This window comes from Luteitalea sp., from assembly GCF_022842525.1.
In the GTDB taxonomy this organism is placed as follows: domain Bacteria; phylum Acidobacteriota; class Vicinamibacteria; order Vicinamibacterales; family Vicinamibacteraceae; genus Luteitalea.
This window is the reverse complement of the sequence record NZ_JALHPM010000359.1, coordinates 1-3,076: the sequence shown is the minus strand read 5'-3', so window position 1 is coordinate 3,076 and position 3,076 is coordinate 1. Positions and strand designations below refer to the sequence as shown.

Below are 3,076 nucleotides of genomic sequence, written 5' to 3'. Positions count from 1 at the left end.
CGGCGAGGCCACCGGCGGCGGCGCGACGACAGGCACGGGCACGGCTCTGGCCGGCTGCGCATGCGCATGCGCGTCGTCGGCCTCGGCCCGGACCGCGTGCAGTCGCGCCTGCAGCCGGGCGACGTCACGATGAGACGCGTCGATCTTCACGAGCGCGTCGATGGCACGGCTGGCCGCCGCGGTGTCGTCCTGATCGAGCGCGCGGCTCGCCTGCGCCACCAGGCGCGCGATGCGCTGCGCCCGCGTGCGATCCGACAGCTTCTGCTGGACCGCGAGCGCGTCCGGCGCGTCGGGGGCCAGGGCCAGCGCCTCGGCGATCAGCGACTCGGCCTCGTCCAGCCGATCCTGCTGCAGCGCCTGGCGGGCGCGCGAGGTCAGCGCGGCGACCTGCCGTTCATCGATGCGCTCCTGGTGGGCGTGACGCAGGCGCTCGAGTGCCGGGTGGCGCGGCGACAGCTCCGCCAGCGCATTGATGGCGGCTTCGGCCTCCTCGATCGACCCCGTCTGCGAGGCCTCGTCGGCGCGGCCCACGGCCTCGTGGACCCGCAGCTCGAGCCGGCGACTCTGCAGCCGATGGCGCAGCTGCTGCACATCCGGACTCGGCGACGTGCCGGATTCGAGCTTCTGCAGCAGCCCCGACGCCGTGGTGAGCTGCCCCTGCTCGATCGCCTCCTGGGCCTCGCGCAGCAGCTCCCGCCGCGAGGTCGTGGCGTCCTTCACCTGCGGCGCCACCATCGTCGGCTCCGCGGGCAGCACCACCAGGGTGTGTTCCGGATCCAGGCGACGGGCGATCGACAGGAACTCGCGCTCGAGCAGCCGGGCACTCTCGGCGCGCGCGGCCGGTTCCTTCTGGAGGCATTTCGCGATGGCCTTGACCAGCGCGTGCGGCACGTCGGGGACGATGCTCTCGATCGGCCTTGGCTGCTCGCCGACGATCTGGCGGGAGACGTGATACAGGTTGTCGCCGCCGAAGGCCTGACGCCCGGTCAGGAGTTCGTAGGCCACGGCCCCGACCGAGAAGATGTCGCTGCGGGCATCCACGGCCTGCCCGGTAATCTGCTCGGGCGACATGTACTGCGGCGTGCCGACGATCATGCCGGCCATCGTCATGCCCGAGGCCTCGTTGCCGTGGGCGATGCCGAAATCGAGGAGGCGCAGCGTGCCGCTGTTCTGGGCGATCAGCAGATTCGAGGGCTTGACGTCCCGGTGGACGATGCCGCTCTCGTGGGCGTGTCCGAGACCGGCGCACAGCTCCGACAGCCAGTGGACCTTGCGCGCCAGCGGGATGTCGTCCCCGCTCCGAATCACCTGCGCCATCGTCCGCCCGGCGATGAACTCCATCGCCAGGTACGGGTTGCCCTCGTGTTCACCGACGGCGTAGATCGAGACGATATGGGGGTGGTGGACCCTGGCGGCGAGGCGGGCCTCCCGCAGGAAGCGCCGCCGGGTTTCCTCGTCGGGGACCTTCAGGACCTTGATGGCGACCGGGCGGTCCAGCATCGGGTCGAACCCGAGATAGACCACGCCCATCCCGCCCTGGCCGAGGCGGTCCCTGACCTCATAGGGTCCAATATGTCCTGGAAGCTCGTCCACGAAGGTATCCAGCCGTACTTTAAACGATCGGCACGACCCCGACCGCACCTGAGCGGGGCAGGATGCCTCTGTCGGAAGGGCGGTCCCTGTTCTTCCCGCACGTCCCGCAGCGTTACACCCTAGGAACGTTCATGAGCCAGGTGCCCTCCATCATCGGCCGGTACGAAGTCGAACGCCTCCTCGGGGAAGGCGGCATGGGTGTGCTGTACCTGGCGCGCGACCCCGTCATCGATCGGCACGTGGCGCTCAAGCTCCTCCGGGTCAACGGCGAGGACCTGCGCCGCCGCTTCATGCGTGAGGCCCAGTCGGCGGGCCGTCTCCAGCACCCCAACATCGTCACGGTCTACGACGTCGGCGACCACGACGGGCAGCTGTACATCGCCATGGAGTACATCGATGGCGACACGCTCGGCACGCTGATTCGAGACGACGTGCCGTTCTCGATGATCCGGAAGCTGGACATCGTCGACGAGATCGCCGACGGGCTGGGCTATGCCCACCAGCGCGGCATCATCCATCGCGACATCAAGCCCGCGAACCTGATGATTTCGCGTGCCGGCCTGGTGAAGGTGCTCGATTTCGGCATCGCCCGGCTGGCTCACCGCGAGTCGCGCGAGATCGACGGGCCGACGCTGATCGGCACACCGGCCTACATGGCGCCGGAGCAGCTCGAGGGCGCCGAGGTGGACGCCCGCAGCGACATCTACGCCGTCGGGCTGGTCATGTACGAGCTGTTCTCGGGCCGCCGCGCCTTCGCCGGCGCGACGACCGCCGACGTCCTGCAGCAGGTGCTGGCGGCGCAGCCGACGCCCATCGAGCGGCTGGTGCCCGACATCGATCCCGATCTGGCGAAGGTCATCGCCCGGGCCATGGCGCGCGATCCGAAGGACCGGTACCAGGATCTGCAGGCCATGCGGAAGGATCTCGCCCGCGCCCGTCGTCGGGCGATGCAGGCGAGCGCCGACGACGCGACCATCGTGGTGAGCGTGCCGACGACCCGCCCGATGACCGGGCCGGTGGCGAGCCCTGTGCCGATCACGGTCGTGCCGCCGGCGCCAACGCTGGCGCCAACGCTGACGCCCGCGCCGACGGCGACCCCGGCCTCCCGCCCACCCACGGCGCCGGTGACGCAGGAGGACCGGGCCCTGGCCCATCTGGCGTCGCAGCGCGACCGGACGGCCAGGCCGCCCGCCGCGCCCACACTGTCGGACGAGACCGTGTATGCCCCGGTGGCCGGCACGGGTGGCTCCCCCGTTGGCGTTCCTGCCGGCGTGCCGGTCGAGGCGTCGGCCCTTTCGATGGCGCCGCCGCCACTCCCGCCGTTGCCGACCGTCGCCGCGGCCGCTGGTGTGGCCACGCCGCAGACCGAGGACGACCTGGTCCCGGTGCCGCTGCCCGCCGTGCCGTCCAGCGGCGTGTTCCCGCTGCCCTCGGCCGGTCGCGTCACGGTGGATGCTCCGGTCATCGCGGCAGCGCGGGATCG

At 71.2% G+C, this 3,076-nt stretch carries 2 protein-coding genes; one reads left to right on the top strand and one right to left on the bottom strand.

Annotated features, from left to right (window positions below; all coding sequences use genetic code 11):
• Positions 1-1,593, bottom strand: a 1,593-nt coding sequence (locus Q0C41_RS30915; protein WP_291990818.1) for a serine/threonine-protein kinase, incomplete at its 3' end; no start/stop codon positions are given.
• 131 nt (positions 1,594-1,724) lie between these two features.
• Between Q0C41_RS30915 and Q0C41_RS30910 the strand changes: the two genes are divergently transcribed.
• Positions 1,725-3,076, top strand: a 1,352-nt coding sequence (locus tag Q0C41_RS30910) for a serine/threonine-protein kinase (protein WP_291990816.1), incomplete at its 3' end; no start/stop codon positions are given.